The organism is Candidatus Pelagibacter communis, from assembly GCF_001180165.1.
Lineage (GTDB): Bacteria > Pseudomonadota > Alphaproteobacteria > Pelagibacterales > Pelagibacteraceae > Pelagibacter > Pelagibacter ubique_P.
Genome location: NZ_CVSQ01000060.1, coordinates 96,761 through 122,463 on the forward strand (window position 1 = coordinate 96,761; position 25,703 = coordinate 122,463).

General features: G+C 28.0%; 25 protein-coding genes. 12 read left to right on the top strand and 13 right to left on the bottom strand.

All coding sequences use genetic code 11. The features are described from left to right. Complete coding sequence (locus AMN88_RS03955; RefSeq protein WP_075536514.1) at positions 1-975, top strand: quinone oxidoreductase family protein; 975 nt, start codon at positions 1-3, stop codon at positions 973-975. Here the strand turns inward: AMN88_RS03955 and AMN88_RS03960 are convergent. Beyond that, a complete protein-coding gene (locus AMN88_RS03960; RefSeq protein WP_075536515.1) occupies positions 968-1,372 on the bottom strand; it encodes a DUF2721 domain-containing protein in 405 nt (134 codons plus the stop codon). The two genes, AMN88_RS03955 and AMN88_RS03960, sit on opposite strands and share 8 nt — an antisense overlap. 52 nt (positions 1,373-1,424) lie before the next feature. On the opposite strand from AMN88_RS03960, the gene ubiA reads away from it, so the two are divergent. Genes ubiA through AMN88_RS03985 form a run of 5 tightly spaced genes read left to right on the top strand, consistent with a single transcriptional unit; the run spans position 1,425 to position 7,064 of the window. Continuing rightward, complete coding sequence (ubiA, locus tag AMN88_RS03965) at positions 1,425-2,291, top strand: 4-hydroxybenzoate octaprenyltransferase (protein ID WP_075536516.1); 867 nt, start codon at positions 1,425-1,427, stop codon at positions 2,289-2,291. Then, a complete protein-coding gene (locus AMN88_RS03970; RefSeq protein ID WP_075536517.1) occupies positions 2,291-4,027 on the top strand; it encodes an ABC transporter ATP-binding protein in 1,737 nt (578 codons plus the stop codon). Before ubiA ends, AMN88_RS03970 begins: the two co-directional genes overlap by 1 nt. Positions 4,028-4,029: 2 nt before the next feature. Beyond that, entirely contained in the window at positions 4,030-5,286 is a 1,257-nt protein-coding gene (locus AMN88_RS03975) for a 3-deoxy-D-manno-octulosonic acid transferase (protein WP_075536518.1), read from the top strand. Continuing rightward, positions 5,267-6,202, top strand: coding sequence for a tetraacyldisaccharide 4'-kinase (gene lpxK, locus AMN88_RS03980; RefSeq protein ID WP_075536519.1), 936 nt, complete (start codon positions 5,267-5,269; stop codon positions 6,200-6,202). The genes AMN88_RS03975 and lpxK overlap by 20 nt, the downstream gene beginning before the upstream one ends. Position 6,203: 1 nt before the next feature. Then, entirely contained in the window at positions 6,204-7,064 is an 861-nt protein-coding gene (locus AMN88_RS03985; protein WP_075536520.1) for a lysophospholipid acyltransferase family protein, read from the top strand. A gap of 2 nt (positions 7,065-7,066) precedes the next feature. On the opposite strand, the gene AMN88_RS03990 is transcribed toward AMN88_RS03985, so the two are convergent. Further along, positions 7,067-7,264 carry a DUF2093 domain-containing protein gene (locus AMN88_RS03990; RefSeq protein ID WP_075536521.1) on the bottom strand — a complete coding sequence of 66 codons (198 nt, stop codon included), beginning with the start codon at positions 7,262-7,264 and terminating at the stop codon, positions 7,067-7,069. Between the two features lie 21 nt (positions 7,265-7,285). Between AMN88_RS03990 and purD the strand changes: the two genes are divergently transcribed. Together purD and rsmD are read left to right on the top strand one after the other, a co-directional pair. After that, on the top strand, positions 7,286-8,551 hold the full coding sequence (gene purD / locus AMN88_RS03995) for a phosphoribosylamine--glycine ligase (protein WP_075536522.1): 1,266 nt from the start codon (positions 7,286-7,288) through the stop codon (positions 8,549-8,551). Beyond that, a complete protein-coding gene (gene rsmD / locus AMN88_RS04000; RefSeq protein WP_075536523.1) occupies positions 8,548-9,114 on the top strand; it encodes a 16S rRNA (guanine(966)-N(2))-methyltransferase RsmD in 567 nt (188 codons plus the stop codon). Before purD ends, rsmD begins: the two co-directional genes overlap by 4 nt. Here the strand turns inward: rsmD and AMN88_RS04005 are convergent. From AMN88_RS04005 to AMN88_RS04030, 6 genes are read right to left on the bottom strand one after another with little or no spacing between them, the layout of a single operon-like run. Next, positions 9,106-10,257 carry a hypothetical protein gene (locus AMN88_RS04005; protein WP_075536524.1) on the bottom strand — a complete coding sequence of 384 codons (1,152 nt, stop codon included), beginning with the start codon at positions 10,255-10,257 and terminating at the stop codon, positions 9,106-9,108. The genes rsmD and AMN88_RS04005 overlap by 9 nt on opposite strands. Continuing rightward, on the bottom strand, positions 10,257-10,574 hold the full coding sequence (locus tag AMN88_RS04010; protein WP_075536525.1) for a DUF3035 domain-containing protein: 318 nt from the start codon (positions 10,572-10,574) through the stop codon (positions 10,257-10,259). Before AMN88_RS04010 ends, AMN88_RS04005 begins: the two co-directional genes overlap by 1 nt. Beyond that, entirely contained in the window at positions 10,561-11,067 is a 507-nt protein-coding gene (lspA, locus tag AMN88_RS04015) for a signal peptidase II (protein ID WP_075536526.1), read from the bottom strand. Before lspA ends, AMN88_RS04010 begins: the two co-directional genes overlap by 14 nt. Beyond that, a complete protein-coding gene (gene ileS / locus AMN88_RS04020) occupies positions 11,064-13,796 on the bottom strand; it encodes an isoleucine--tRNA ligase (protein WP_075536527.1) in 2,733 nt (910 codons plus the stop codon). Before ileS ends, lspA begins: the two co-directional genes overlap by 4 nt. Next, the gene (locus AMN88_RS04025; RefSeq protein ID WP_075536528.1) at positions 13,793-14,716 is read right to left on the bottom strand and encodes a bifunctional riboflavin kinase/FAD synthetase; all 924 of its coding nucleotides are present in this window, start codon (positions 14,714-14,716) and stop codon (positions 13,793-13,795) included. The genes ileS and AMN88_RS04025 overlap by 4 nt, the downstream gene beginning before the upstream one ends. Beyond that, positions 14,710-15,528 (bottom strand): TIGR01459 family HAD-type hydrolase, encoded by an 819-nt coding sequence (locus AMN88_RS04030; protein WP_075536529.1) that lies wholly within the window; start codon positions 15,526-15,528, stop codon positions 14,710-14,712. Before AMN88_RS04030 ends, AMN88_RS04025 begins: the two co-directional genes overlap by 7 nt. Positions 15,529-15,659: 131 nt before the next feature. Between AMN88_RS04030 and groES the strand changes: the two genes are divergently transcribed. Both groES and groL read left to right on the top strand, forming a co-directional pair. After that, on the top strand, positions 15,660-15,950 hold the full coding sequence (groES, locus tag AMN88_RS04035; protein ID WP_075536530.1) for a co-chaperone GroES: 291 nt from the start codon (positions 15,660-15,662) through the stop codon (positions 15,948-15,950). A gap of 22 nt (positions 15,951-15,972) precedes the next feature. Then, the gene (gene groL, locus AMN88_RS04040) at positions 15,973-17,637 is read left to right on the top strand and encodes a chaperonin GroEL (protein WP_075536531.1); all 1,665 of its coding nucleotides are present in this window, start codon (positions 15,973-15,975) and stop codon (positions 17,635-17,637) included. A gap of 186 nt (positions 17,638-17,823) precedes the next feature. Here groL and AMN88_RS04050 read toward each other — a convergent pair whose 3' ends face one another. Then, positions 17,824-18,456, bottom strand: coding sequence for a hypothetical protein (locus tag AMN88_RS04050; RefSeq protein ID WP_075536533.1), 633 nt, complete (start codon positions 18,454-18,456; stop codon positions 17,824-17,826). Positions 18,457-18,769: 313 nt separating this feature from the next. On the opposite strand from AMN88_RS04050, the gene typA reads away from it, so the two are divergent. After that, the gene (typA, locus tag AMN88_RS04055) at positions 18,770-20,596 is read left to right on the top strand and encodes a translational GTPase TypA (RefSeq protein WP_075536534.1); all 1,827 of its coding nucleotides are present in this window, start codon (positions 18,770-18,772) and stop codon (positions 20,594-20,596) included. On the opposite strand, the gene AMN88_RS04060 is transcribed toward typA, so the two are convergent. After that, positions 20,593-21,240, bottom strand: a complete 648-nt coding sequence (locus AMN88_RS04060) for a membrane protein YczE (RefSeq protein WP_075536535.1) — start codon at positions 21,238-21,240, stop codon at positions 20,593-20,595. The genes typA and AMN88_RS04060 overlap by 4 nt on opposite strands. A 53-nt stretch (positions 21,241-21,293) precedes the next feature. On the opposite strand from AMN88_RS04060, the gene AMN88_RS04065 reads away from it, so the two are divergent. Then, positions 21,294-21,974 carry a DUF6134 family protein gene (locus tag AMN88_RS04065; protein ID WP_075536536.1) on the top strand — a complete coding sequence of 227 codons (681 nt, stop codon included), beginning with the start codon at positions 21,294-21,296 and terminating at the stop codon, positions 21,972-21,974. 2 nt (positions 21,975-21,976) lie between these two features. On the opposite strand, the gene AMN88_RS04070 is transcribed toward AMN88_RS04065, so the two are convergent. The 3 genes from AMN88_RS04070 to AMN88_RS04080 are packed head-to-tail and all read right to left on the bottom strand — an operon-like array spanning position 21,977 to position 25,676. Continuing rightward, on the bottom strand, positions 21,977-22,948 hold the full coding sequence (locus AMN88_RS04070) for an NAD(P)/FAD-dependent oxidoreductase (protein ID WP_075536537.1): 972 nt from the start codon (positions 22,946-22,948) through the stop codon (positions 21,977-21,979). Then, a complete protein-coding gene (locus tag AMN88_RS04075) occupies positions 22,945-24,261 on the bottom strand; it encodes a TldD/PmbA family protein (protein ID WP_075536538.1) in 1,317 nt (438 codons plus the stop codon). The genes AMN88_RS04070 and AMN88_RS04075 overlap by 4 nt, the downstream gene beginning before the upstream one ends. A gap of 2 nt (positions 24,262-24,263) precedes the next feature. After that, on the bottom strand, positions 24,264-25,676 hold the full coding sequence (locus AMN88_RS04080; protein ID WP_075536539.1) for a TldD/PmbA family protein: 1,413 nt from the start codon (positions 25,674-25,676) through the stop codon (positions 24,264-24,266). Between the last annotated feature and the right edge of the window lie 27 nt (positions 25,677-25,703).

Here is a 25,703-nt window from a genome sequence, read left to right on the forward strand (position 1 = left end):
ATGAAAGCTGTAGAAATCAATAAAACTGGCGGACCTGAAGTTTTAGAAGTTAAGGATATATCTTTAGAGAAACCTGGTCCTGATCAAGTAACAATTGAACAAAAAGCAATTGGACTTAACTACATTGATACTTACCATAGATCTGGTTTGTACCCATTAAAACTACCGATTGGTTTAGGTTTAGAGGGTGCTGGAATTATTACTGATGTTGGAGAGAACGTAAAAGACTTCAATGTTGGTGATAAAATTTCTTATGCAGGTATTCCTTTAGGTTCATATTGCTCACACAGAAATTACCCGACTAAGAACTTGGTAAAAGTACCAGATGGTATTGATCTTGAGGTAGCAGCAACCTTGATGACAAAAGGTTTAACAACTTTTTATCTTTTGCACAAAACTTATCCAGTCAAATCAGGTGAAACAGTTTTATTTCATGCAGCTGCTGGTGGGGTTGGTCAGATTTTTGGACAATGGGCTAAAAGTTTAGGCTGTAATGTTATAGGTACAGTTGGATCAGATGAGAAAATGAATATAGCAAAAGAAAACGGCTACGATCATGTAATAAATTATAATAAAGAAGACTTTGCTAAAAAAGTTTTACAAATCACCAATGGTAAGGGTGTTCCAGTTGTTTATGATGGTGTTGGTAAAGATACATTGGATGGATCAATTGAATGTTTAGCTATAAGAGGAATGATGGTTTCATTTGGAAATGCTTCTGGCCCATTGTCTGAAATAAATGTTCCAAAAGTTATTCAGCCAAAAGGACTTTATCTTGTAAGACCATCTATGCAACAATACCTTTCAACTAGAGAAGAGCTGGATGAAGCTTCAAAAACAATGTTTGAAAAAATTAGCTCAGGTAAAGTAAAAATTAAAATTTTTAAAAAGTATAAGTTAGAGGATATTATTCAAGCTCATCAAGATCTTGAAGGAAGAAAAATTCTAGGACCAGCTGTAATAGTTCCTAATTAACATCAACATCCATATCTGACATATGGAGTTTAAGTGCATTCGTAGAAATCTGAATTTCTCTTATAAAAAAAACAATTGAGATAATCATAGATAAACAACAAGAGCCAAAAATTACTCTAGCAAGAAAAACTTCATCTAAATATAGTGCAAATACAGTAAGCATATTAAAAAGAAATCCAAATGCAGCGAACAATATTGTCCATCTTAACAGAGTAATTCTCCCGCTCAAATTTATAAACTGTTTTTTCCATTCTGGTGGGATGTGTTTTTCATAAACATGCTCATCATGTAGTTGACGAATTAAAATACTCAGAGAATGAAATCTGTTACTGTAAACGCTCATTAACAAAGGAATTGCTGGAAACATTAGTGCTGTGACTGTGTAATCTATATTCATACGAATCAATTTGATTATGAAACTAGCCTTTGTTATTTACAAGTAAAATTTTATGAACCAATTAAAACTTTTTATAGATTTAACCAGATTAAAAAAACCTATTGGTTATATGTTGTTATTTTGGCCCTGTGCTTGGGGATTGACTTTAGCTTATGACTTTTCACAAGATTTAAAGAAATATTTTTTTTATTTAATTTTATTTTTTCTTGGCTCAGTATTAATGAGATCAGCTGGTTGTATAGTCAACGATATTTTAGATAAAGAATTTGATGCAAGAGTTTCCCGTACAAAAAATAGACCTATTGCATCAAAAAAGGTTACTATAAAGCAGGCAATTATTTATTCTCTAATTTTGTGTTTTTTAGCTTTATTAATTTTATTGAATTTTAATTTGATCACAATTTTTTTAGCTTTAGCCTCTATGCCTTTTGCTTTCACATACCCTTTAATGAAAAGATTTACTTATTGGCCACAATTATTTTTGGGTATCACATTTAATTATGGACTTATCCTGGGATGGACATCAATTACTGCACAAGTAGATTTGGTGCCAATTATATTTTACTTAGGAGCCATATTTTGGACACTCGGCTATGACACCATCTACGGATATCAAGATATTAAAGACGATGAAATAATAGGATTAAAATCAACCTCGATTAAGTTTAGAGACAACCCAAAAAAATTTTTGTTTATATGTTATATTCTATTAATAACTTTTTTCATACTAGCAGGACAGTATATGAATTTTGATTACAAATATTTACTGTTATTAATTATTCCTGCTATTCATCTATTTTTTTTTCAAATAAAATTATTAGATTTCAAAAATCCAAAAAGTTGTTTAAAAACTTTTAAAAGTAATAATTTTTTTGGATTAATTATTTTTTTTAACATTCTAATTTGTAAAATCATTTAATGAATAAAATTAAAATATTTAAAAGACTTTATAAAGATTATACAAAAAAATTTTTAAATAAAATAATATTGTCAGCATTCTTTTCTATATTGGTGGCTGGAAGCACTTCATCAATTGCGTGGTTATTAGATCCAGCAATAGAAAAAATTTTTATTGAAAAAGATCAATCTCTAATATTAGTAATCCCTTTGTTAATAATACTTGCTTTTTCCTTAAAGGGCATCTCGTTATATTTTGCCAAATTAATAATGATAAATGTAGGAGAAGAAGTAAAAAAAAAATTACAAGTTGATATGCTTGGATCTTTGATTAAAGCTGACACGCAATATATAGATAAAAAGCATTCTGGTAAACTTATTTCAAATTTAACTTATGATGTTGGACACATAACAAATCTTCTTAGCGTAGCTATACTTAATTTGTTTAAAGACAGTTTAACATTAATTGGATTAATAATTGTAATGTTTACTCAAAACTGGAAATTATCTCTAGTATCAATTATTATGATACCACTTGCAAGCATAGCATCAAGAACTCTAGGAAAGAGAATGGGTAAGGTTGTTAATGAGGCAGCTGAGAAATCTGCTTTTTTAACCACTTACTTAGTTGAATTATTTAAAAATCATAGATTAATAAAAATATTTCAAAATGAAATATTTGAATCTAATAGAGCAGAAAACCATTTACATCAGTTGATGCAAAAAAGTAAAAAAATAGCAACAGTTCTAATTAGAATGTCTCCAATGATGGAGGTTTTGACTGGTATCATGATAGCAATATTAATTTTTTATTCTGGCAAATTAATAATGGACGGGGAAATAGAAGTGAATAATTTTTTTTCATTTCTTGCAGCGATGATGTTGGCCTATCAACCAGTTAGATCACTATCAACTCTTAATATTGTAATTAATCAAGGATTTGCTGCAGCATCAAGAATTCTTCCTATAGTTGATACTAAAAATTTAATTAAAAACTCAGAGAATGCGAAAGAAATCAAAGTTTCAGATAGCAAAATAACCTTTGAAAATATTTGTTTTAAATATGAAAGCAGTGAAAAAAATATTCTTGAAAATATTAATTTAGAGTTTGAAGGTGGAAAAATGACCGCGCTAGTTGGTCATAGTGGTTCTGGTAAGTCCACAATACTAAATCTAATACCAAGAATTTATGAAGCACATTCTGGAAATATAAAAATTGATGACCAATCAATTTATGACTCAACTTTGGAGTCTTTAAGAAAAAATATATCCATGGTTAGCCAAGAAACAACTCTATTTGACGATACAATTAAGAATAATATTAAATATGCGAATGCGGATGCAAGTGATGAGGAAGTAATAGAAGCTGCAAAACTATCAAATTCACATGAATTTATTGAAAGATTACCAAATCAATACAATACTTTGATTGGAGAAGACGGACTGAGACTATCCGGTGGAGAAAAACAAAGATTATCAATAGCTAGAGCTATGATAAAAAAAAGTTCAATTATTTTGTTGGATGAGGCAACATCATCTTTGGATTCAGAAACAGAAGCTAAAATTCAAGAAGCTTTATCTACATTGACAAAAAATAAAACAACAATAGTGATTGCTCATAGACTTTCTACAATATTAAATTCAAATAATATTTATTTAATTGATTCTGGTAGGGTTATTGATTTTGGAAAACATCAAGATCTACTTTCTAAATCGAGTTTGTATAAAAATTTTTATGAAAAACAAATTCAAAAATAAATATGTATTTATTTTATCAAACTATTTTGACCTTTATTATTTTAATCTCTCCATTGATAATAATTTATAGAATTTTTAATGATAAAGAGGATAAAAGAAGATTTATAGAAAAATTTAGTATCTCATCAATTAAAAGAAAAAAAGGTAAAATAATTTGGCTTCATGGTGCAAGTGTAGGTGAAATATTAAGTGTAATTCCTATAATTAAAAATTTTGAAAAAAATAGAAATATAAATCAAATACTCTTTACATCTTCTACATTAAGCTCATCAAAAATTTTGAAAAATTATAGATTTAAAAAAACTATACATCAATTTTATCCGATAGATCATTTTTTTTTAACAAGTAAATTTCTAAATTATTGGAAACCTGATCTTGCTATTTTTGTAGAATCTGAAATTTGGCCATGTATGTTTAAAAATATAAATTCTAGAAATATCCCATTAATTTTATTAAATGCAAGAATAACTAAAAAAACATATATCAAATGGATAGGATTGGGAAATTTTTCAAAATCCATTTTTAACAAAATTACAGCTGCATATCCTCAAAACCTCGAAACTAATTTTTTTTTAAAAAAGTTGATGTCTACAAATAAAAAAATAAATATTTTAGGAAATTTAAAATTTGTAGAACAAAAACTTACAAAAAATGAAAAAAATAATAAAATTTTTTTTAATAAATTTAATAAAAAAAAAATTTGGGTTGCATCAAGCACTCATGTAAAAGAGGAAGTTTTTTGTGCTGAAGCTCATATAGAGTTAAAAAAAAGAGTTAAAAATTTAATTACCATAATAATTCCAAGACATGTTCATAGAGCTAATGAAATTATTGAAAAACTCTCAAATCTTAATCTAAAAACAGTTTTGCATAGTACCAATCCAAAAAATTTAAATAAAGTTGATATTTATGTTGTGGATACATTTGGAGAAACAAATAAATTTCATAAAATTGCACCTACTGTTTTTTTGGGTGGGTCAATAATTAAAAGAGGGGGGCAAAATCCTTTAGAAGCAGCACGACATGGTTCCAAAATTTTACATGGTCCTAATGTGGATAATTTTAAAGATGTTTATAAACTATTAAAATCTTTGAGAATTTCAAAAAAAATTAATTCTCCCAAAAATCTAGCAAATTTAATTATTTTTAAAAAAAACAAGATATCTGGTCAAAAAATTAGGAAAATTGGAGAAAAAATTTTAAAAAAAACTATAAAAGAATTAGATACTTTTATTAATAATGAATTTAAAAAAACCTAGATTTTGGGATTACAAAAAACCAAATATTTACGCATATCTTTTAAAACCAATAGCTTTTTTTATACAAATTGTAAGTTATTTTAAGAATAGATTTAAAACTCCAAAACTCAACAAAAAAAAAATAAAAACTATTTGTGTTGGCAACTTTTATATTGGTGGCACAGGTAAAACATCCTTAAGTATTAAAATAAATGATATCTTAAAACAAAAAAAAATCCGAACATGTTTTGTTAAAAAATTTTACAAAGAACAAAAAGATGAACAAAAAATTTTAAAAAATAATGGTAAACTTTTTTTATCACTAAACAGAGCGGATGCTATAGCACAAGCTGAAAATGAAAATTATCAAATAGCTGTGTGTGACGATGGTTTGCAAGATAAATCAATTAATTACGATATAAGTTTAGTTTGTTTTAATACTATTAATTGGATAGGAAATGGCATGACTATTCCTTCGGGTCCAATGAGAGAAAGTATTAATAATTTAAAAAATTATCATCATGTTTTTTTAAATGGAAATTTAGAAAATATTGAAGAATTTAAAAAACAAATAGTTCAAATTAATTCTAAAATTAATGTTCACTTAGGGAAATATGAACCTGTTAATTTAAAGGAATTTAATTTTAAAGATAAGTATCTGGCCTTTTCTGGAATAGGAAATCATCAAACTTTTATTTCAATGATAAAAAAAAATGGTCTAAAAATTTTAAAAGATTTAGAATTTCCAGATCATTACCAATATTCCAAAAACGATATAGATAAAATTACCAACGATGCAAATAAATTAAATTGTAAAATAATTACTACTGAAAAAGATTTTTTACGTTTTGATTATATGAAAATCAAAGGAATTAAATTTTTAAAGTCTAAATTGCAAATTATAGATGAGGAAAAACTTATACGTTTTTTAATTTAAAATGAAAAAAATTAAATATTTTTTTGAATTTATATTTGTAATTATATGTTTCATTTTTTTCAAGATTTTAGGTCCAAATATATCCTCAAATCTTGGGGGGAAATTATTTGAAAAAATAGGACCTTTATTTCGATCAAAAAAAGTTATTCATTCAAACATAAAGAAGGCTATTCCAAATATAACCTTACAAAATTTAAATAAAATAACAAATTCAATGTGGAACAATTATGGAAGAACTTTTGCAGAGTATATGTTTATTAAAAATTTTAGAGAAGGTAATCTTGTGTCAAATATTAAAATTGATGGACAGGAGATACTCCATGAAATAAAAAAAAATAATAAACAAGTTGTTTTTGTATCTGGGCATTTAGGTAACTTTGAATTAATGGCAATGCACTTAGAAAAAAGTGGTATAAATTTATCTGCAATTTATCGACCTTTAAATAATATATTTTTAAATCCTATTATGGAAAAAATTAGAAAAAAATATATTTGTAAAAATCAGATTAAAAAAGGAATTGGTGGCATGAGGGAATTAATCAAAAATAAAAAAAATAATTTATCTACAGCATTGATGATTGATCAAAGAGTTTCAGAAGGAATTTTGTCTGATTTCTTTAATCACAAAGCATTAACAACAACTATTCCTGCACAAATGGTAAAAAAATTCAATACTCCAATAGTTCTTATGAGTATTGAGAGAATTAAAGAAATGAATTTCAAAATAGTAATTAAAGATCCAATTCATTTTGATGATGGAAAATCAATCCAAGAAATAACTGACAAATTAAACATTGAACTTGAAAAAATTATAAATAAATCACCTGAGCAGTGGATTTGGTCTCACAACCGATGGAAATGACCCTACTTTTTAAAAATTTCCTCTCTTTTTTTAAAAGCTTCTCTATAAGAAAAATAAGGTTCCTGCAATTCAACATTCCAATAAGTTAATTTTTCAACATTTATTTTTTTTCCCGAAACTGCACATACAACGTAGTCTCCAGGTTCAATGATTTGAAAATTATTTGGTAAATATTTTATTTTTGCTAATTTTTTTATCATTTATAGTTTATATAGTTTTACATGAAAGTTGGAATAATAGGAAGTGGTGGGAGAGAGCATGCAATATGTGAAAGTTTAAAAAAGTCTAGTAAAATCAATGAAATATTTTGCTTTCCTGGAAACGCAGGAACTGCTCATATTGCAACAAATATAAATATTAATTTGCAAGACTTTGAAATCTTGAAAAATTTTATTATTGAAAAAAAAATAAACTTAGTAGTTGTCGGACCTGAAAAACCTTTAGTAGAAGGTTTGGTTGATTATCTTAAAAAATATGAAATAAATGTATTCGGACCAAATAAAATAGCTTCTCAATTAGAGGGTTCAAAAATATTTACAAAACAACTTTGCAAAAAATTTAATATTCCAACTGCTGAATTTGGTATTTTTCAAAACAAAGAAGAGGCAAATAAATTTATAGAGAAAACTAATTTTCCATTGGTTGTAAAAGCTGATAACTTGGCCTCTGGTAAGGGGGTTTATATTTGTGAAAATCTAACTGAAGCATACGCGGCTGTTGAGGAAATTTTTAAAGGAAAATTTGGGAAAGCAGAAAACTTACTTATTGAAGAATATTTAAAAGGCGAAGAAATGAGCTTCTTTACAATTCATGATGGAAAAAAATTTAAAGATTTTAGTACAGCTCAAGATCATAAAAGAGTTTTGGAAGGTGACAAAGGGAAAAATACTGGCGGTATGGGTGCTTACTCGCCTTCAAGATTAATAAGTGATGAATTGAAAAAAAAAATAATTGATAGAATAATCAAACCAACACTTGAGGGTTTATCGGAACTTGGCACTGAATACCAAGGGTTTTTATATACTGGATTAATGATAGTTAAAAATGAACCTTATCTAATTGAATATAATGTAAGAATGGGTGACCCTGAATGCCAAACAATACTTCCAAAACTAAAAACAGATTTATTTGAAATTCTTAATGCGTGCTGTAATCAAAAATTAAATGAAATAAATATTGAATGGTCAAAAAAGAAAAGTCTTTGCATTGTTGTTTGCTCTAAAGGTTATCCTGAGACTATACAAAAAAACATAGAGTTAAAAAATTTAGATAAAATTAAATTTGACAAAAACAACTTCATGTTTCATGCTGGAACAAAAAAAGAGAATAACAAAACATATGCCATAAGTGGTAGAGTTTTAAACTTTATTTCTTTATCGGACGATTTTGCGACTGCTAGAAAAAATATTATTTCAAATATATCTAAATTAAACTGGACTGGTGGTTTTTACAGAAAAGATATTGGACACAAAGTAATTGATAAATGAGAATAATTTCAGGTTCTTTTAAAGGCAAAAAAATTCTTGAACCTAGCGACTCAAAAACTAGGCCATTAAAAGATCTAACAAAAGAATCTATTTTTAATATTATGCGTCACTCTAATAAATTTTTAGTTAATTTGAGTAATGCAAGTATATTAGACGCATTTTCTGGTGTGGGGTCTTTTGGTCTTGAATGCTTATCAATCGGTGTAAATAATGTAGTTTTTATAGAAAATTATAATCAAGTTGTATTAATTTTAAAAAAAAACTTACTCAATCTTAAATCAATTAAGAATTACAAGATTATTGAGGATAATGCGTATGAGATAAATACATTAGAAAATATTAATCAAAAATTTGATATTATTTTTTTAGACCCTCCCTATAAAGATAAAAATTTATCAATATTATTAAATAATATCCAAACAATAAATTTACTTAATAAAAATGGAATAATAATCTTACATAGACATAAAAAAAGTAAAGATATTTTTCCTGATGATTTTAAGATCCTTGAAGAAAAAAAATATGGAATTTCTAAAATAATATTTATGACTTATTTAAATTAAAAGTTTTTTAGTTTCATCCTTAATAAGTTCAACAGATGGCTGGTCATAAGGATTTACATTCATACATTTGCCTAGTAAAATTGTTTCTAAAATAAAAAAAGTGAAAAGCTCTCCAAGAGTTGTTTCATCTCTTTTATTTACTTCAAAACTCCGAAAAGGAATATTATTTTTTCTAAATATATTTTCGGTTGCTTTTTTTTGTGAATGCAAAATTTTTGAAATACTTTTGTTTTTAAGAAAATCTTGAGAATTATGTATCATATTATTTTTTAGTTTTAACGATTTACTTTCTTTAACATAAAAAAAAGTAAAAAAATTATTTTTAAACCCATCTAAATATAATTGCATTACACTATGATTATCCCTAGGCATATTTGAAACAATTGGCAAGATACCTTTTTTTTTCTTACCTAAACTTTCAGCGACTAATTGCTGATACCATTTGAATATACTTTCAGATTTTTCGTCATAATTTATAATAATAGAATTAAATTTTTTTTTTTGAGAAAAATAAAGCATTGAACTCACATTTGAAACCAAATTTCTGATAAATGTTTTGTTTTTAATTAAATTATTATATTGTTTAAAATTATTAGTATTTAGTCCCATCAGTTCTGCAGGAACCATGCCCACCTCTGATAAAACTGAGTATCTACCTCCAATAAAATTGTTATGATGAATGATCTCAGCTTTTAGCTTTTTAGCTAAAAGTAATAAATAGCTTTTTCTTTCTTCAGTGATAAATATATTTTTATCTCTTTTTTTTATTAAAAGATGAGCATTTGATATTGTTTCTATTGTGTTTCCAGATTTTGAAATTACCAAATTAGTAAACAATTTTTTTACAGGTTTATGATATGTTTGTAAATTATCTATAAATATGAAATTTTTTTTTATTTTATTTTTTAAGAAATTATAAATTGCTTGTGAACCAAGAGACGAACCTCCCATACCAATAATTCTAAAATTTAAATATTTTAAGTACTTGTTTAATTTTATTTTTTTAAACGAAATTTTATATTTTTTACTTAAAGATTTTAAGATTTCATTATCTTCTTTTAAAATTGCAGCAAGATTTTTTTTTACTATAATATTTTTTGATTTTTGTTTAAATGTTATAAAATCTACTCTCTTGCTAAGCATTATTTTTTAATTTTTTCTAACAATTGATCTTCAAGCGTTTTATCTGCTGATTTTGATTTCTGATCATCAGTACTATCATTTGCTGAATTTGCTAATAATTCTTCAATTGTACCACTTTTTATTTTTTTATCTGTTTTATTGCCTGGCAAAGGCAACTTCTCAAAATCTGGAGGTAATTTCAAAGGACTTTTTTTTTCAACCAAAAATTCATCTGTATTATCTTTCTTTTGAGTTGAAAAAGCGTCCTTAACAGTTCCACATGTATTCAAAAAAGTAAGAACAAAGATTGAAAGTAAAATTATTTTAAATTTTTTCATTATCTTTATCCTTATTATTACCAATAAATTCTAATAAAATCATAAAAATAACTCCTATAGTTATAAATATATCGGCAACATTAAATATGAACCAATGAAATGAACCTAAGTGGAAATCTATAAAATCTGGAACTGCTTTGTAGAATATCCTATCTGAAAAATTGCCAATTGCTCCTCCTAAAATCATTAGTAAGGTGTATTTTTTTAATCCCTCACTTTTAATAGCCATAATTAAAATTATAAAAATAATTATCAATATTAAAATTGATAAAATATCATATAATTTTTTTTCATTAAAAGAAAATAATCCAAATGCTATCCCCTCATTCCATATCAATTGAATATTTAGAAATTTCGATGAAAATATTTCAGATCCAAATAATTTCTTATCTAGATAAATTACATAAATTTTAGAAAATCTATCAAGTAAAAAAATTATTAAAATTAATAAGAAATTTATTAAAAAATTTTTTCCTAAACTTTTAATAATCATTTTAAGTTCATGGAGCAATTTGTTCTTTTGCAAGGTTCCTCTTTAATCTTCCAACAAGTGGAACACTTAGATCCTTTTGCTTTGGTCGTAATAACATCTGTCTCAATGTCATCTTTATAAAAAACTTCGGCTTTTGATGTGATACAAATTTCAGAAAAATCAATATTATTTGTTAAGTCTTTTAAATTTTTATTCAAATATATTTTTAAATCTGCTTCTAGACTAGATCCTATATCTTTAATGGCTCTCTTTTCTTCTATACTGATATTGCAGATATTTCTAATTTTAATTAATTCAATCCATTTTTCATTCAATTTATCGTTCTTGAGTTTTGATGGAAATACTAAAAATTTTTCTAAATGAATACTTTTTTTGTCTTTAAACAATAATTTGAAAATTTCTTCGGTAGTAAAAGATAAAATTGGAGCAAACCACCTCAATAAAGAGTTTAATATAATATTAAGCAACATTATTGTTGATTTTCTATTTATTGAATCTTTAGGATCACAATAAAGATTATCTTTTCGAATATCAAAATAAAATGCAGACAAATCAACTGTACAAAAATTTAATAACTCCTTATATAAATTATGAAAATCATAATTTTTAAAACACTGTTTGAACTTATCATTAAGAACAAAGATTTTATGTAGCATTAATTGATCTAATTCAGGTAATTCACCGACTTCCAGGTTGTCTAAATCAATTGATTCAAAATTATCATTTATATTTCCAAGCAAATATCTAAAAGTATTTCTTATCTTTCTATAAGAATCTGCGTGTTGATCTAATATTGAATAATCTATTCTTAAATCTTCTGCATAATTTGATGATGCAACCCAAATCCTTAAAATATCAGCACCATACTTTTTTAAAATATCTTCAGGTGCAATCACATTTCCTAATGATTTTGACATCTTTAAGCCTTTACCATCCACAACAAAACCATGAGATAAAATTGATTCAAATGGAGCTCTTCCTCTTGTTCCGCAAGATTCTAATAAAGATGAGTGAAACCATCCTCTATGTTGATCAGATCCTTCTAAATACATTGATGCTGGCCATTTTAAATCGTCTCTTTTTTCTAAAACAAATGAATGTGTAGAACCACTATCAAACCAAACCTCAACAATATCACTTAATTTTTCATAGTCCTCTGATTTATATTTGTTACTTAAAAATCTTTGAGGATCATCTGAAAACCAACAATCAGATCCTTCATTTTCATAAATAGTTGCAATATTTTCAGTTACTTCATCATCAATTAAAATTTCTTTTGTTTTTTTATTAACAAAAATCGGAAGAGGCACGCCCCAAACTCTTTGTCTTGATACACACCAATCAGGTCTTGTTTCTATCATTGATTTTAATCTTTCTTTACCTTTACTTGGATAGAAAATTGTTTCATCAATAGCCTTTAATGCTTTATCTCTTAGTTTATGACTTTCCATTGAAATAAACCATTGAGGTGTAGCCCTATGAACAAGTGGAGCTTTGGATCTCCATGAGTGAGGATAAGAGTGAATCAGCTCACCATTAAATAATAAATTTTTTTGCTCTTTCAGTTTTTCAATTACAATAGGATTTGCTTTAAAAATATGAGTTCCCTCAAATAATTTCACATTGTTTGTATATTTCCCATCCCCATCAACTGTTTCTATCGCTTTAATACCGTTATTCAAACAAAGATTAAAGTCATCAGGTCCATGACTTGGTGCGCAGTGAACTATTCCAGTTCCTTGCTCGGTAGTTACAAATCTAGCCTCAAGCATTGGGATATCATGATCATAACCAAGATTTAAAAAAGGGTGACTACAAATAGTGTTATTAAATTCTTTTCCCTTAAAGGAATGAATTTTTTTATAATTATTTAGTCCACACTCTTTAACAACTGATTCCAGCAGAGCGTCGGCAATAACAATTTTTCTGTTTTTAAAATCACCTTCATCATTTATTTCCAATATTATATAATCAAGAGACTCGTTATATGCTAAAGCTTTATTGGCTGGTATTGTCCATGGTGTAGTTGTCCAAATAACTATTTCACTTCCAGCTAAATCTTTTAAATTAGATGATTTAACTTTGAATGACGTATAAATTGTATCTGATTTATGATCCTGGTATTCTACCTCAGCGTCTGCAAGTGCAGTCTTCTCAACTGTTGACCATAAAACTGGTTTGAAGCCTTTATACAGACTTCCCTCTTTTAAAAATTTACCAAGCTCTCTAACTATCTGTGCTTCTGCTCCAAAGCTCATTGTAGAGTAATAATTTTCCCAATCTCCTATAACACCTAATCTTTTAAATTGACTTTTATGAACTTCAATCCACTTCTCAGCAAATGTTCTACATTCCTTTCTAAACTCAACTATTGGAACTTCGTTTTTGTTTTTTTTATTTTTTTTATATTGTTCTTCAATTTTCCATTCAATTGGTAAACCATGACAATCCCAGCCTGGAACATAAATAGAGTCTTTTCCATCCATTTGATGAAATTTTACAATTATATCTTTAAGAATTTTATTCAAAGCTGTCCCCATGTGAATATTTCCATTCGCATAAGGAGGACCATCATGTAGGACGAATTTTTCTCTTCCTTTACTATCGTTTCTTAATTCATCGTAAAGATTTATTTTTTTCCAATGTTCAAGAATTTCTGGCTCTCTAGTAGGCAGGTTGGCTTTCATTGAAAAAGCTGTTTTTGGTAGATTTATTTGTGATTTAGTCATTTAGTCTTTTTTGCAATATTTAAATCTTTTTTAATTTGAGCTCTTAATTGATTGACATTATTAAATTTTTTTTCTTTCCTTATAAACTTTAAAAACTCTACTGATAAAAGTTTATTATAAAGATTTCCAGAAAAATTAAATAAATGAACTTCTAATAATATTTTTTTTTGATTAAATGTTGGTCTGTATCCAAGATTAGCAATTCCTTTAAGATATTTATGGCTATTTTTTCTCAAAACCTTGACGGCATAAACACCTGGTTTTGCTAAAACATAATCCTCGATATCTATATTGCAGGTTGGAAAGCCAATTTTTTTTCCTACTTGTCTCCCCTTCTTAACGATACCTTGTATTGCCCAGTTTCTTTTTAAAAGATTATTAGCTTTGTCTAAAAGCCCTTTTTCTAGAAAATTTCTTATTAATGATGATGATACAATTTTTTTACTTTTAATTAATGGTTCAGGCTTAACAACTTTATAATTAAACAAGTTTTCAAATTTTTTTAGTAAATTAACATTTCCTTCTCTTTTATTTCCAAATCTAAAATTATTGCTAACAAAAATAAATTTAGAGCTTAATTTTTTATTTAAAATATGAGAAATAAAGTTTAGCGCTTTAGTTTTTGAAAATTTTTTATCAAATTTTTTTGTGATTACAAAATCTACTTTTAAATTACTGAGTAACTCAAGTTTTTGGTCAATATTAGAAAGGCGAAAATTTTTCAATTTTTTATTAAAAAACATTTTTGGCATTGGATCAAAATTCACAACACCAATTTTTAAATTATATTTTTTCTTATATAACTGTGCTAACTGAAATAATTTTTGATGCCCCAAATGCAAACCATCAAAATTACCTATTAAAATAATTGAACCTCTATGGATTTTTTTAATATTAAAATCTGTATAATGTTTTACCATTTTAAATCTGATTGAATAAAATTAACTATCGCTTCATACTCTTTTGAAACATCTTGGATACCTTTATTTTTTATTTCATTTCTATGTATTCCGTTACTTATTAATAAAGAATCAAAATTTAATAGGTTTGCACCTTTGATATCGGTATTTAAATTATCACCAATTGCTAATATTTTTTTATTTTTATTATCAATAGACTGATTATAAACCTCTGGATGTGGTTTTCCAAAATATACTACTTCTCCACCCATTTTTTCAAAAACCATTGCAACAGAACCTGCACACAATTCTCTAACTTCACCACGATCAACGATTAAATCTGGATTTGTACAAATCATTTTTTTGGTAATATGTTTATTAAGTAAATCTTTATAAAATTTTAAATCCTTATCATGATCATCAAATAACCCTGTACACAATAAATATTCACTATCATCGATATCTTCGCATTTATTTTTCTCAAATAAATAAAATAAATCAAAATCTCTGGGTGGACCTATGTGATAAAACTTTTTTGATAAATAAGATTTTTTCAAATAATTCAATGCAGCCTCTCCTGAAGTAAATACATGATCTCTGAGCAATTTATCCATGCCCATCTTTTCTAAAAAATTTTGAACAGTTTTATTTGGTCGTGGAGCATTTGTTAAAAGTACTAGCATTTTCTTTTTTTTTAAAAGCTCATTTAAAACAGCTATCGCTTTTTCATGAAGGTTAACCCCATTATGAACAACACCCCATAAGTCTATATAAAAAAGATCATAATTATCAGCAATTGATTTTAAGCCATTTAAATCTAAATTTTTGGTCATATTTTAAGGTATAAACCATAAAATCCGGAATTTACTAGCAATATTAATATCCTAAACTTTTCTGATCTTGAAATAGACGCTGAAATATCTATATGAAGCTCATATTTATAAAGATTTATTAAGGAGAATTTATGAAGTTTAAACCGTTACATGACAGAGTTTTAATTGAGGTATTAGATAGTAGTGAAAAAACTGCTGGAGGAATAATTATCCCTGACACAGCTCAAGAAAAACCTCAAGAAGGCAAAGTTGTTGCTGTAGGTGGTGGAGCAAAAACAGAAGATGGAAAAATAATTCCAATGGATGTTAAAGTTGGTGATAAAGTTTTATTTGGCAAATGGTCAGGAACTGAAGTCAAAATTAATGGCAAAGAATACAGCATAATGAAAGAGTCTGACATTATGGGTATTTCAGGTAAGTAATTTAATTTAAAGGAGAAAAATAATGGCAAAAGTTGTTAAATTTGATGCTGAAGCAAGAGCAGCAATGATTAGAGGTGTAAATATTTTGGCTGATACTGTTAAAGTAACTTTAGGACCAAAGGGAAGAAATGTAGTGATGGATAAATCTTATGGTGCACCTAGAATTACTAAAGATGGTGTGTCTGTAGCTAAAGAAATAGACCTTGAAGATAAATTTGAAAATATGGGTGCACAAATGGTTAAAGAAGTTGCTAGCAAAACTAACGATGAAGCTGGTGATGGAACTACGACTGCAACTATACTTGCACAAGCAATTGTCAAAGAAGGTGTTAAGTATGTAACGGCTGGTATGAATCCTATGGATGTAAAAAGAGGAATTGATGCTGCTGTGGAAACAGTAAAAGAAAACCTAGTTGCATCTGCAAAAAAAGTAAAAGACAGTGATGAAATTGCTCAAGTAGGAACAATTTCTGCAAATGGTGACAAAGAAATTGGAACGATGATTGCAAAAGCAATGCAAAAAGTTGGGAATGAAGGAGTAATTACTGTTGAGGAAAATAAGGGAATAGAAACTGAATTAGATGTAGTTGAAGGTATGCAGTTTGATAGAGGATATTTATCACCATACTTTATCACTAACAGTGATAAAATGACTACAGAGTTGGACAATCCTTTTATTCTTTTACATGAAAAAAAATTAACTAACTTGCAACCTATGGTCCCTCTTTTGGAAGCTGTAGTACAGGCTGGTAGACCATTAATGATTATTTCTGAAGATGTTGAAGGTGAAGCTTTAGCAACTCTAGTTGTAAATAAACTTAGAGGCGGATTAAAAGTTGTAGCTGTTAAAGCTCCTGGATTTGGAGATAGAAGAAAAGCTATGCTTGAAGATATTGCAATTTTAACAGGTGGTCAGGTAATATCTGAAGACTTAGGAATTAAACTTGAAAATGTTAAACTTGATGATCTTGGATCTTGTAAAAAAATAAAGGTGGACAAAGATAATAGTACTATCGTAAACGGTAGTGGTAAAAAATCTGATATCGAAGCTAGATGCGCATCTATCAAACAACAAGTTGAGGAAACTACTTCTGATTATGACAGAGAAAAACTTCAAGAGAGACTTGCTAAGTTGGCTGGTGGGGTTGCAGTAATTAAAGTAGGTGGTGCAACTGAAGTTGAGGTTAAGGAGAGAAAAGACAGAGTTGAAGATGCTTTAAACGCAACTAGGGCTGCTGTTGAAGAAGGTATTGTAACTGGTGGTGGTTGTGCGCTTCTTTATGCTGCTCAAGAACTGGATAAGGTTAAAGCAAAAGGTGATGACCAAAAAGCAGGTGTTGATCTAGTCAGAAAAGCATTGGAGGCTCCTATTAGACAAATTACTAAAAATGCTGGTGTTGATGGTTCAGTTGTTGTTGGTAAGTTATTAGAGCAAAAGAAAAAAACTCACGGATATGATGCTCAAAGTGAAGAATATTGCGATATGTTTGCCAAAGGTATCATAGATCCTGTTAAAGTGGTGAGAACTGCTCTACAAGATGCTGCCTCAATTTCTGGATTATTAGTAACAACAGAAGCAATGATTGCTGACAAACCAGAGGAAAAAGATGCTGCTGCTGGCGGAATGCCGGGCGGTATGCCTGGTGGCATGGGTGGCATGGGTGGCATGGGAGGAATGGGTATGTAACACCCTTTTCGTACCTACGAAATTTAAAAAGGCGAGTTTTTACTCGCCTTTTTTTTATCTCTATGAAAATAAAAGTAATGAACAAAGTAATGAAAGAGTAATGAACAATTTTAAAAAAGGGCAGTTTTTACTGCCCTTTTTTTTTGTTTATATCAGAATCATCAGTGATGATGGAATGATGAAGGATCATTTTATGTTGTGAATTTGTCTCATTAAAGATGTTGAAGGATCAGAAAAATCCTCACTTTTGTTGTATTTATGAAAATTTGGGAAATTTTTTAAAAAGGTTTCATCCTTGATACTTAAAAAACTTTTAATCTTTTTTTGAGTATCTAGGTCTTGATAAAAATTTGGATAATTTATCTCCAAAACTAGTTCCTTATTATATTTGCTCCAGTTATTATAAAATTTATCTAGATATCTAAAATATTTTTGTTTTAATTTTTTTTGATCTTTAAATACGTTAATATACATAAAAGGAAATAAATCACCTAAAACATTTAATCCATTTCTAATAAAACCTCTTGATTTCATAGAATTATAAATTCCCTCATAATCTCTTTTGATGAGTATTACCTTTATATTATTTTTAAAAAAAAATTTAGGTGGTTTGTATATATGACTAGTTCCAAAAACTTTATATTTTTTCTCAAAATATAAATTAGATTTTCCGAAATCATCTAAATATTTAATCAAAGTAACTGTTCCACATCCACCTGGTGAAACAATTAAAAAATCTATTTTTTCTTTTAAATAAAAATAATTTACCTTAAATCTTCTAAAAATTCCTCTTTTACAATAAACTAATAAATTAGGCACAATTTTTTATATTGTTTAAAAAATATACTAATACAATATTTTTCAACTTAAAATATAATTCAAAAAAATTAAAGTTTATTATTTATTATTTTTGCTTACTATGGGTATCAAATGTCAAAAAGATATAGTGGTAAATCATTTAAAGATTCTAGTGTTAAAAAAAAACCTAAATTGAGCTTTAAAGAAAAAAGAAAACTTAAAAAAGATAAGCAAAAAAAGACAAATTAACCCTGAATTTTGAAAATTATTCAAGCCAGTTATGAGTTTTTTTGAGTTTTAATATCCTTTTAAATATGTATAAGAGCCAGAATTTATGAGCAATAATATCAGAAACATCACAATCATAGCCCATGTTGATCATGGCAAAACTACTCTAATTGACAATTTAATGAAACAAAGCGGTTCGTTTAGAGAAAATGAAGTAGTTGATGAAAGATTAATGGACTCGGGTGAGCTTGAAAAAGAGAGAGGAATTACAATTTTAGCTAAACCTGCATCAATTAATTGGAACAATTCAAGAATAAATATAATCGATACTCCAGGCCACAGAGATTTTGCTGCTGAAGTTGAAAGAGTTTTAAGTATGGCAGATGGAGCCTTGTTATTAATTGACTCTGCAGAGGGTGTTATGCCTCAAACAAAATTTGTATTATCCAAAGCTCTTAAACAAGGATTAAAACCAATTGTTGTTATTAATAAATTAGATAAAGCTGATCAAAGAGCTAATGAAGTTTTAGATGAAACTTTTGATTTATTTGTAAGCTTGGATGCGAACGAAGAACAATTAGATTTTCCTGTTCTATATGCAAGCGGAAGATCAGGTTGGGCAGACCATGAAGTTGATGGCCCAAGAGAAAATTTAAATCCTTTGTTAGATTTAATTGTTGATCATGTAAAACCTGCTGAACTTGATAAAACTAAACCTTTTGCAATGTTATCAACACTGCTTTATGCAGATAGTTTTTTAGGAAGAAGTTTAGTTGGAAGAATTACACAAGGGACTGCAAAAGCTAACCAATCTATAAAAGCAATTAATTTAAATGGCGAGAAAGTTGATGAAGGAAAATTAACTAAAATTTTTAGATATGAAGGAACAAAAAAAGTTCCAATCGATGTTGGCGAGGCTGGAGATATTGTAGTTGTTGCTGGACTAGAAAAAGCGAACGTTGCTGATACAATATGTGACCTAGAGGTAAATGAACCTATCCCTGCTACACCGATAGATCCTCCTACAATGTCAATTACAATTACTGTAAATACTTCACCTTTAGCTGGGACAGAAGGTAAGAAATTAACTAGCACACAGATAAGAAATAGATTAGTTCAAGAGGCACAAAATAATGTTGGAATTACATTTTCAGAAAACGAGGGAAAAGACTCTTTTGTCGTAAGTGGCAGAGGTGAGCTAATGTTAGAAATTCTTTTAACTCAAATGAGAAGAGAGGGTTTTGAAATGACAGTAAGCCCTCCAAAAGTTTTATACAAAACTGATGAGAGTGGAAATAAACTTGAGCCAATTGAAGAAATTACTATGGACCTAGATGAAGAATATTCATCAAAAGTAATTGATTCAATGAACAGAAGAAAAGGTAAGCTAATAGAATTAAAAGATACTGGAACTAGTAAAAAAAGATTAATTTTTCATGCACCTACTAGAGGCTTAATGGGTTACACAAGTAGATTTCTTACACTTACTAAAGGAAATGGGGTGATCAACAGAATTTTTCATAGCTATGGTCCTTTTGAAGGAGAAATGGAAGGTAGAAGAAATGGAGCTTTAATCTCGATGGAACAAGGAAAAGCTGTTGCATTCGCAATTTTTAACTTACAAGCACGAGGAGAAATGTTTGTTACGCATAATGACTCGGTTTATCCTGGAATGATTGTTGGTCTTTCACCAAAACCAGGTGATATGATCATTAATGTAATGAAGGGTAAGAAGCTCACAAATATGAGAACTCAGGGCACAGATGAGAATGTCGTGCTTACACCTGTAAGAAAAATGTCAATTGCAGAACAATTAAGTATGCTTAATACTGATGAAGCTTTAGAGATAACTCCGGACTCGTGTAGATTAAGAAAGGCAATTCTTGATCCACACGAAAGAAAAAAAAGCGAAAAAGCTGTAGCTGCAGCCTAATCAAAAGTTTTATCAACTAAATAAAGTCCTAGAGCAACGCAAGGACCTATTCCAAACGCGAACAATAAAGTTCCAACCCCTACTGTTCCTCCTAAATACCATCCAATACTTACAACAGAAATTTCTAATGTTGCTCTTACTACAGCTATAGGAAAATTAGTTAATTTTTGTAATCCTATCATAAGTCCATCTCTAGGACCAGTTCCTAAATTTGATACTAAGTAAATACCCCCACCTATTCCAACCATGATGACAGAAATTACAGCTAATAATAATTGATGAATATAATTTGAAGGTGTTGGAACATACTTGATACAAAGATCAATCATAATTGCAATTATCAGAGCATTAAATATTGTACCCATCCCTGGTTTTTGACCTAGAGGTATCCATAAAATTAAAACAGCAACACTTATTAATAATGTGATAGTTCCAATACTTAAATTAACATTTAAAGAAATACCTTGCGCTAAAACACTCCAAGGAGAGGCTCCTGTGAATGAAACAATTAACAATCCTTCACCTAATCCAAATAAAGACAAACCAAAACATAAGAAAAAAAATGTAGAAAACTTTGGTTTAAAATTAAATGGTTTTTCTGAGCTCCATTTTACTTTTGGAATTTTTTTTATTTTTAAAAACATAATTATAATAAGCTATATCTATTAATGAAAAATTCTAATATTGTAATCAGCAAATGAAAAAGATTGCAATTATTTTACTTTTAACATTTTTCTCATCAATTTCTTTAGCTCATATTGGTCATTATAACAAATTTAACAAAATAGAAATGGAGATCTTGAGAAATGATGAAGTAATTGGGTATAACAATTATTTTTTTAAAAGAGATGGTGAAAAAACGATAGTAAAAAATCAATATAAATTTGAGGTAAAACTCCTATCTGCAACAATATTTAAAGTAGAGGGATATGGGGAAGAAATTTATTTAAAAGATAATTTAATATCTTTTCAATCAAAGACACTTCAAAATAAAAAAGAAAAATTTGTAAACTTAAAATTAAATAAAAATAATAAAAAGTTTGAGATTAAAGGATCTTCATATTCTGGTGAAGCTTCTGTTAAAAATATTATTGGAAATTGGTGGAGTCATAAAATTTTACAAGCAGAAAGCCAAATAAGTCCTATTTCTGGAAGTATTAAAGAACAAATTGTTACTTTTATTGGTAAGGAAAAAATTTCAATTAATGGTAAAGAATACGAGACAGATCATTTCAAACTTATGTCTAAAGATATGTCTCTTCCTGAAGATAAAAAATTAAATTTTGACATTTGGCTTGATAAAAAAACTTCAGTGATTGTTAAAATTACATATGAGAGAATGGGAGATTGGGAATATCGCTTAAAAAATCTTGAATAAAATTATTTATATATTTTTTTAAAAAGATCGTTTGCACTTATCCATCCAGCCTCTACTCTAGGACCTACAAACCAATCTGCGCACACACCTAAATTTAATTTGTTATTCCAATAACTTTTAATTTTTAAAGATCTAGAATTTGAAGAATATTTCCAACCATGATTTAATGAAGTTAATATTTTTGTTTTTTTAATTCCAGTAAGTTTAAAAAATTGATCAATTAAAATTTTTGAGTTTTTTTCTTTATTTTCTCTGTTTTTATTTATTTTTTTATTTGCCCATAAGCTTGTACTTTGTAAAGTCCATAAATCATTATTACTTTTAAATCTTTTTTTACTATTTTCTTTAGCAGCCCATCCTAGAATTTTATCATTAAATAAATAACTTGATATGTTTTTATTTGTTTTTTTAATTTCGATCATGACTGTAATATTTGCATCCATTTTGATTTTTTGCTTGATGAATGGATCCTTAATAAATTTTTTTGTTAATTTTTTTAATTGTGGGAATGGGCAAGTTAATATTAATTTATCATAATATTTTGTTTGGTTGTTATTAAAATCTAATTTCCATTTATTTTTAATATATTTAATCTTCTCCAACTCACTTTGAAAATTACAATTTATATTTTTTATTAAATGTTTGCTAATATCATTGTTACCTTTGCAGCCAATTATTTTAACATGATTTTTATTTTCTTTTTTTAACTTATGTAAAAACACATGTTTGCCGCCCCATTTTTTTAGAATTTTTTTTTTACGTAAATTTGTAATAAATTTTTTAAAATGAATTGTTTTTGGAGAAATATATTGTGCCCCATGATCAAATCCTTTTGATTTATTTAATCTTTTAAAAGAAGATCTGCCACCTGGACCTCGGGCTTTGTCATAAATGTGTACAGAATTTTTTTTACTTAACAAATTAGCTATTGTTGCTCCAGAAATTCCAGAGCCAATTACACAATAACTACTCATTTTCCTGCAACAGTCATACCTTCTATCATCATAGTTGGTGAATTGACTGAATATTCGAATTCTAAATCATTAGCTAAAATAATATTTTTGAACATATCCTTAAAATTTCCAGCAATTGTTATTTCATTAACAGGATATTTAAATTCTCCGTCTTCAACCAAAAAACCAGTGGCCCCTACTGAATAATCTCCTGTTACAAGATTAGATCCGTGACCAATAGTTTCAGTAATATAAAGACTTCTTGAATTTTTTTTCATAAGATCCTCATGGCTTATATTTCCTTTTTCAAAATATAAATTGGTAGTTCCACCACTTCTTCCATTTGATTGTAAATTTAATTTTTTTCCATTGTATGTGTCGACAAGATAATTTTTAAGTATTCCATTCTCTATAAGTTGTAATGTATTTGAGTTTACACCCTCTGCATCAAAGTTTTGAGAACCCATTCCTTTAATTATATCAGGTTTATCAATTACATTTATCGAATCAGCAAAAACCTGTTCACCAATTTTATCCTTTAAAAATGAAGTACCTCTTGCAATTGCGGAGGCAGATATTGCACTTGCAAAAACACTTAACATTCCCTTTGAAATTCTTTTATCAAAAATTATGCTAATCTTTTCACTTCCAATTTTTTTAGGGCTCAATTTTCTAATAGTTTGCTTGGCAGCTTTATTTCCAAGATCTATTGCTTGCTTAATATCAAACAAATGACGTTTGCTAGAAAACTCATAGTCTCTTTCCATGCTATTTTCATCTTTTGCAACTGTTACGCAAGAAGTAGTAAAAGAAGAAGTTTTATAACCGTCACAAAAACCGTCACTATTTGCAAGTATAAAATTCGATTTATTTTCAGTGAAACTAGATTCTGTATTTATGATTTGATTATTTGATGAAGCAGACTCTTCTAAATCTTTTAAGTATTTTATTTTTTTATCGTTTTCGAATCTTGTTTCATCATACAAATTAAGACTACTAATTTGTTTGGCTAATAAATTTTTATCAGGTAAAGAATTAAATTCATCCTCTGGTGTAATTTTTGTAGTTTCAAAGCACTTTTCAATTAAAGTTTTTATATTTTCATCTAGTAAATTTGATGATGAAATTGATGATCTTCTTTTACCTAAATAAGTTTCTATACTTAATGCCAATCCATCTGATCTATCTGAAGCTTCTAGGGATTTATTTCTAAAATTAACTGTTTCTGAAATTGAGTGACCAACTGTAACACTTGCATCAGTTGCTCCCATTTTTTTTGCCAAATCCAAACAATATGAAGCTTTAGATTTTAGAAATTCTTGATCCTTAACCATAATTAAAGTTTAGTTCCACCAACTGTCATTTTATCGATCAAAATTGAAGGTTGAGCGACTCCCACAGGAACTCCTTGTCCAGCCTTTCCACAAGTTCCTATACCTGGGTCCAACATCATGTCATTTCCTACCATTGATACTTCTTTAAGTATTGATGGCCCATCACCAATTAGTGTTGCTCCTTTAATTGGAAACCCAATTTTTCCATTATTTATTTCGTAGGCTTCGGTGCAATTAAATACAAATTTTCCAGATGTGATATCTACCTGACCTCCTCCAAAGCTTACAGCAAAAATTCCTTTATCAACAGATTTGATCATTTCATCTTGAGTTTGATTGCCACTTAACATCATTGTATTTCTCATTCTTGGCAAAACAATATGTCTATAATTTTCTCTTCTTCCAGATCCAGTGGATCTTGTCTTCATTAATCTCGCATTATGCCTGTCTTGCATAAAGTTTTTAAGAATACCATTTTCAATTAAAACAGTTCTCTCCGTTGGCGTTCCCTCATCATCAATTGTTAAACTTCCTCTTCTATTATCAATCGTACCATCATCAACAATTGTTACACCCTCACTTGCAACTTTTTGACCCATAAGATCGTGAAAAGCTGATGTTTTTTTTCTATTAAAATCTCCTTCAAGACCATGACCAATTGCTTCATGAATTAAGATAGCTGGCCAACCAGGTCCTAAAACTACTTTCATCTCTCCAGCAGGCGCTGGTTTACTGTCTAAATTTACTGAAGCAATTCTAAAAGCTTCTTCACAAACATTTTTCCAATTATCATTTTTTAAATAATCATCATAAGATTGCCTGCCACCAATACCATATACACCCGTTTCTTTTCTTCCGTTTTTTTCCAACATTACAGATACATTAAATCTAATTAATGGACGTACATCGGTGAGTGCTTCTCCACCTGATCGAATAATTTCAATTGATTTTTGTTCACCAGCAAAACTAGCAGTCACTTGTTTTACTGATCCATCTTTTTTTCTTAAAAAATCATTTACTTTATTTAAAACTTCTAATTTCGAGTCTAAAGATTTTTGTTCAATTGGATTAATATCTTCATAAAATTTTTTATTAGATTTTGGAATTTCATGATTATATGTGCCTTTAATTGATTTAAGAGTTGATTTAAGATTTTCTGAGGAATTTTTTAATGAATCTTTTGATATTTCATTAGAATATGAATAAGCAACAACCTCGTTTGAGATAGCTCTGAAGCCAAATCCTAAATCAGAACTATAGTTTGAGCTTTTTATTTTATTGTCATCTAACACAATTGACTCTGATTTTGACTCCTCTAAATAAAGCTCACCATCATCACAATTATTTAGTGTATCAGATACTATTTTATCAGCATCTTGTCTTGTTAAGTCGGATTTATTAAAGAAGTTACTCATTCATCTTAAATAGTGGTTTGTTAATAA